Origin of the sequence: Actinomadura sp. 7K534 (genome assembly GCF_004348575.1) — a bacterium.
Classification (GTDB): Bacteria; Actinomycetota; Actinomycetes; order Streptosporangiales; family Streptosporangiaceae; genus Spirillospora; species Spirillospora livida.
Map to the genome: position 1 here is coordinate 1 of NZ_SMKB01000359.1, position 5,428 is coordinate 5,428.

6 protein-coding genes and 1 pseudogene are annotated in these 5,428 nt (G+C 72.7%); 4 read left to right on the forward strand and 3 right to left on the reverse strand.

All coding sequences use genetic code 11. From position 1 onward, the window contains the following. Both E1266_RS35300 and E1266_RS35305 read right to left on the reverse strand, forming a co-directional pair. Nucleotides 1-123 (reverse strand): annotated as a pseudogene (locus E1266_RS35300) (enoyl-[acyl-carrier-protein] reductase FabI); the annotation flags it as partial. Nucleotides 124-127: 4 nt separating this feature from the next. Then, a complete protein-coding gene (locus E1266_RS35305; protein WP_132054638.1) occupies nucleotides 128-832 on the reverse strand; it encodes a beta-ketoacyl-ACP reductase in 705 nt (234 codons plus the stop codon). A 161-nt stretch (nucleotides 833-993) separates the two neighbouring features. On the opposite strand from E1266_RS35305, the gene E1266_RS35310 reads away from it, so the two are divergent. Together E1266_RS35310 and E1266_RS35315 are read left to right on the forward strand one after the other, a co-directional pair. Continuing rightward, nucleotides 994-2,493, forward strand: a complete 1,500-nt coding sequence (locus tag E1266_RS35310) for a TldD/PmbA family protein (RefSeq protein WP_207946116.1) — start codon at nucleotides 994-996, stop codon at nucleotides 2,491-2,493. After that, complete coding sequence (locus tag E1266_RS35315; RefSeq protein ID WP_132054642.1) at nucleotides 2,490-3,866, forward strand: metallopeptidase TldD-related protein; 1,377 nt, start codon at nucleotides 2,490-2,492, stop codon at nucleotides 3,864-3,866. The genes E1266_RS35310 and E1266_RS35315 overlap by 4 nt, the downstream gene beginning before the upstream one ends. 58 nt (nucleotides 3,867-3,924) lie before the next feature. Here the strand turns inward: E1266_RS35315 and E1266_RS35320 are convergent, their stop codons facing one another. Beyond that, nucleotides 3,925-4,137, reverse strand: a complete 213-nt coding sequence (locus E1266_RS35320; RefSeq protein WP_131952645.1) for a dodecin — start codon at nucleotides 4,135-4,137, stop codon at nucleotides 3,925-3,927. A gap of 70 nt (nucleotides 4,138-4,207) precedes the next feature. Here E1266_RS35320 and E1266_RS35325 point away from each other — a divergent pair, with 70 nt between their 5' ends. Continuing rightward, the gene (locus tag E1266_RS35325) at nucleotides 4,208-4,540 is read left to right on the forward strand and encodes a DUF3099 domain-containing protein (protein ID WP_243719292.1); all 333 of its coding nucleotides are present in this window, start codon (nucleotides 4,208-4,210) and stop codon (nucleotides 4,538-4,540) included. 482 nt (nucleotides 4,541-5,022) lie between these two features. Continuing rightward, nucleotides 5,023-5,181 (forward strand): hypothetical protein, encoded by a 159-nt coding sequence (locus E1266_RS38545; RefSeq protein ID WP_165966340.1) that lies wholly within the window; start codon nucleotides 5,023-5,025, stop codon nucleotides 5,179-5,181. Nucleotides 5,182-5,428: the final 247 nt, after the last annotated feature.

Consider the following 5,428-nt stretch of genomic DNA (forward strand, 5'->3'; position numbering starts at 1 on the left):
GGGGTAGGCGGTGAGGACCACCTCGGCGCCCTGTTCCTGCGCGACCCGCGCGACGTGGAAGCCGATCGAGGCGTCGGTGAGGACGCCGGTGACCAGGATGCGCTTGCCTTCGAGGATCCCCATGCCGTCAGTGCCCCATTCCCAGGCCGCCGTCGACCGGGATCACGGCCCCGGTGATGTAGGCGGCGTCCTCGCTCGCCACGAACCGCACGGCCTTGGCGATCTCGTCCGGCTGCGCGATCCGGCCGAGCGGGATCGCCGCGGTGACGGCCTTGTGCTGGTCCTCGCTGAGGACGGCCGTCATGTCGGTCTCGACGAAGCCGGGCGCCACGACGTTCACGGTGATGCCGCGCGAGCCCAGCTCGCGGGCGAGGGACCGCGCGAAGCCGACCATGCCCGCCTTGGACGCGGCGTAGTTGGTCTGCCCCGCCGACCCCGACAGCCCGACGACCGAGGAGACCAGCACGATGCGGCCCCTGCGCTTGCGCATCATGCCCTTCACGCCGCGCTTGGCGACGCGGAACGCACCGGTCAGGTTGGTGTCGAGCACCGACGTGAACGACTCCTCGCTCATGATCGCCAGCAGGGTGTCCTTGGTGATGCCGGCGTTGGCGATGACCACCTCGACCGGGCCCTGCTCCGCCTCGACCTTGCCGAAGGCGGCGTCGACGTCCTCGGCGCTGGTCACGTCGCAGCGCACGCCGAACAGGCCCTCGGGGGGCTCGCCGGACCGGTAGGTGACGGCGACCGCGTCGCCCGCGGCGGCGAGCTCGCGGGCGATCGCCAGGCCGATGCCCCGGTTCCCCCCGGTGACGAGGACAGAGCGACTCATCACGACCCTCTCGTTGCTGTTCGTGGTGCACCGCGTCGCACGGTGATGACAGCGCACGACACTAGCGGCCTTCGCGCACCCTGCGGATGTGCCGAACCGACAAGATCCGCCATCCGTGTTTGTTCGGCCGCGCGCCGTACCCGGCGGGTAGGTTGCCAAGGGTGCATGACATCGATCCCGCCTTCACCGCGCTGCCGCTTCGCGCGCTGGCCGACGCGGCCCTGTCCCGGGCCCGGGAGCTGGGCGCCGAGCACGCCGACTTCCGCCTGGAGCGCATCCGCAGCCAGACCCTCCGCCTGCACGACGCCGCGCTGGAGACCGCGCTGGACGCCGACGACGTCGGTCTGTCGGTCCGCGTCGTCAAGGACGGCACCTGGGGCTTCGCCGCCGGCATCGACCTGACGCCCGAGGGCGCCGCCGGGCTGGCCGCCCGCGCGGTGGAGGTCGCCGCGGTCGCGAGGCCCGTCAACCGGGAGCCGATCGAGCTGGCCCCCGAGCCCGTGCACGGCGAGCGCACCTGGGTCTCGGCGTACGAGGTCGACCCGTTCGACGTGCCGACCGCCGAGAAGGCGGCGCTGCTGGCGGACTGGAGCCGCCGGCTGCTCGGCGACGACCGCGTCGACCATGTGGACGCGACGCTGCTGCAGGTCAAGGAGAACAAGTTCTTCGCCGACCTGGCGGGCACCGTCACCACCCAGCAGCGCGTCCGGCTGCACCCCGTCGTGAACGCCGTCGGCATCAGGGACGGCCTGTTCGACACGATGCGGACGCTCGCGCCGCCCGCCGGGTACGGGTGGGAGTGGCTGTCGGGCGAGCACTGGGACTGGGACGGGGAGCTGGCCCGCATCCCGGAGCTGCTCGCCGAGAAGCTCGCCGCCCCGTCGGTCGAGGCGGGCGTGTACGACGTGGTGGTCGACCCGTCGAACCTGTGGCTGACGATCCACGAGTCGATCGGGCACGCGACCGAGCTCGACCGGGCGCTCGGGTACGAGGCCGCGTACGCGGGCACCTCGTTCGCCACGCCCGACAAGCTCGGGAAGCTCCGGTACGGCTCGGAGGTCATGAACGTCACCGGGGACCGCACCGCCGAGCACGGCCTGGCCACCGTCGGCTACGACGACGAGGGCGTGCGGACGCAGTCCTTCGACATCATCTCCGGGGGGCTGTTCACCGGCTACCAGACCGACCGCCGCATCGCCCGGCTGACCGGCGCCGACCGCTCCAACGGGTGCGCGTTCGCGGACGCCGCGTCCAGCATGCCGATCCAGCGGATGGCGAACGTCTCGCTGCGGCCCGCGGAGGACGGCCCGTCCACCGGCGAGCTGATCTCCGGTGTCGAGCGCGGCGTGTACATCGTCGGCGACAAGAGCTGGTCGATCGACATGCAGCGCCACAACTTCCAGTTCACCGGCCAGCGGTTCTACCGGATCGAGAACGGGCGGCTGGCCGGGCAGCTCCGCGACGTCGCCTACCAGGCGACCACCACCGACTTCTGGAACTCGATGGAGGCCGTCGGCGGCCCGCAGACGTACGTGCTGGGCGGCGCGTTCAACTGCGGAAAGGGCCAGCCGGGGCAGGTCGCGCCGGTCAGCCACGGCTGCCCGGCGGCGCTGTTCCGCGGCGTCAACATCCTCAACACCCTGAAGGAGGCGGGCCAGTGAGGGCTCAGGAGGCCGTCGAGCGCGCGCTGGCCGCGTCGCGGGCCGACGACTGCATCGTCATCGCCGACGAGTCGAGCACCGCGAACCTGCGGTGGGCGGGCAACACGCTCACGACCAACGGGGTGACCCGGTCCAGCCGCCTGACGGTCATCGCGCTGCGCCGCACCGCGGACGGCGTCGCGGCGGGCGTGGTGTCGCGGTCGGCGGTCGGCGCGGACGGCGTCGAGGACCTGGTGCGCGCCGCCGAGGCCGACGCCGCCGGCAACGAGCCCGCCGAGGACGCCGCCCCGCTGATCACCGAGGGGCCGCCCGCGGCGGGATGGGACGACGACCCGGCCGAGACCGGCATCGGCGTGTTCGAGGGGTTCGCGCCCGCGCTGGGCGAGGCGTTCGCCGCCGCGGAGGCCGGGGACCGGCGCCTGTACGGGTTCGCGAACCACATGCTGACGTCGACGTTCCTGGGCAGTTCGGCGGGGCTGCGGCTGCGGCACGACCAGCCGACCGGGCTGCTGGAGGTCAACGCCAAGGGCGCGGGCGGCTCGGCGTGGGCGGGGGTCGCCACCCGCGACTTCACCGACGTCGACGTCCCCGCGCTGACCGGCGGCCTCGCCAGGCGGCTGGAGTGGGGCGAGCGGCGCGTCGACCTGCCGGCGGGGCGGTACGAGACGATCCTGCCGCCGTCCGCGGTCGCCGACCTGATGATCTACCTGTACTGGTCGGCGGGCGCGCAGGACGCCCACGACGGCCGGACGGTGTTCAGCGCCCCGGGCGGCGGCACCCGGGTCGGGGAGCGGCTCGCGGACCTGCCGGTCTCGCTGTCCAGCGACCCGGCCGCGCCCGGCCTGGAGTGCGCCCCGTTCGTCGTCGCGCACGCCTCCGGCCGCGAGTCGTCGGTGTTCGACAACGGCCTCGCGCTCGGCGCCACCGAGTGGATCAGGGACGGCGTGCTCACCTCGCTCACCCAGACCCGGCACTCGGCCGGGCGCACCGGGCTGCCGGTCACCCCGGCCGTCGACAACCTGGCGATGGCCGGGCCGGACGGCGGCGCGTCGCTGGAGGAGATGGTCGCCCGCACCGAGCGCGGGCTGCTGCTGACGTGCCTGTGGTACATCCGCGAGGTCGACCCGCAGAGCCTGCTGCTGACCGGCCTCACCCGCGACGGGGTCTACCTCGTCGAGGACGGCGAGGTCGTCGGCGCGGTGAACAACTTCCGGTTCAACGAGAGCCCCGTGGACCTGCTGTCCCGCCTCACCGAGGTCGGCGAGACGGGCGCGACGCTGCCGCGCGAGTGGTCCGACTACTTCACCCGCGCCGCGATGCCTGCCCTCCGCGTCCCGGACTTCCACATGTCGACGGTGAGCCAGGCGACCTGAGCCCGGCTGGGGCCCGGCTCCGGTCCGGGACGGGCCCCAGCGGGGCCTCAGCGGCTGCTCAGGCGTCTTCCAGGCGGAAGCCGACCTTCATGGTCACCTGGATGTGGGCGACCTCCCCGTCCTCGATCTGGCCGCGGACCTCGGTCACCTCGAACCAGTCCAGGTGGCGCAGGGTCTGCGCGGCGCGGCGGACGCCGTTGCGGACGGCGCTCTCGACCGACTCCGGCGAGGTGCCCACGATCTCCGTCACCCGGTACGTGCGATCGGTCATGTCGTTCCTCCGATGCGATGATTTGACCCGTACTGCTGTCGCCAGCCGGACCCCATGGGCTTACCGTGGAATGGTGAAGGTCAATCACCAGCGGGGGCCGGAGGTCTACACGGTCACCGACGCTCCCCGCCCCATGTCAGAGGACATCGAGCACCGGCAGCGGCGGTACCTGGTGTCCATGGGCGTGCGGACGGTCTGCTTCGTCGGCGCGATACTGACCGCGGTGGCCGGTGCGCCGGCGTGGGCGGTGCTGATCCTCGTGGCCGGGGCACTGGTGCTGCCCTACGTCGCGGTGGTCGTCGCCAACGGCGGACGGGAGCCGGTGGCGCCCGCGAGCTTCGGCGACCACGCGAAGCAGGGACAGAAGCCGGTTTCCGGACAGCGACCGGAAATCGGGTCGTGACATTCTCTTGACTAACCGCGGGGGGTTTCGGTGTACGATTTGTACCGGCGCTCTGGTCCCCCGTCGGAGCGCCCGTGCCGGTGTTCCGGGCCCCCGTCGGAACACCGATGATGCGGCGCCGGGTGGATTGCCCCCGTATCCACCCGGCGCCGCTTTTCATGTCCAGGGTTTCCCTGGCACTTCCCCGGCTCTGCACGGACCCGCGCTCGCCCCGTGCTTGACCCCGCGGCCCGGCCGTGACCGCCTGCGGCGGGCCTGAGCACATCCCGGCGAAAAGGCAAGACCCGGCCGTGGCCTGCTTCGGCCACGGTCCGAAAACCCGCCGAAGCGAACTTTTCGCCCGCGAATCCGTGTGCAGCGCGGCGTTTCCGGGCGGGCACCGTCCGTCAGAAACACCTGGACGCGCACCGAGCCATTCCGGGTCCGCGCCGCGTACTGATGAACGGCGGCAACCCCGTCCCCGCGCCTCGAGGGGAGGTCCCGTGGACCCAGGTCTCCGGCCGGACGGCCGCACGCGGACGGCGCACCGCGCCGAACGGCGCCACCGCGTCCAGTGGCGGCGCACATCCCCGGCCGACCGCACCCCGCAGCCGCCCCCGGCGGGCGGCCGGGCGCGCACCGGAGGCCCGATCCGTTCCTGAGCCGCCGAAACACTTGACGGAGGACGCCGATGAGACGAACATCACATCTGGCCCTCTTGAGACATATTCCCCATGTGTCTCACCGGCGGGCCGCCACGACGCGGCGAGACGGCACCCGGCGACCCCGCCCGGGAAACGGAGAACGGCGATGAGCGGACACGACGACGTGCCCGAGTGGGCACCGCGCAACCTGCCGGAGAGCGGCGAGCCCGATGCGCCCTACACGTTCCTCGGCGCCTCCCGACCC

Excerpts from the sequence above, each read along its gene's own strand:
- E1266_RS35305 (WP_132054638.1), bottom strand. The coding sequence starts at position 832 with ATGAGTCGCTCTGTCCTCGTCACCGGGGGGAACCGGGGCATCGGCCTG.
- E1266_RS35320 (WP_131952645.1), bottom strand. The coding sequence starts at position 4,137 with ATGACCGATCGCACGTACCGGGTGACGGAGATCGTGGGCACCTCGCCG.
- E1266_RS35325 (WP_243719292.1), top strand. The coding sequence starts at position 4,208 with ATGGTGAAGGTCAATCACCAGCGGGGGCCGGAGGTCTACACGGTCACC.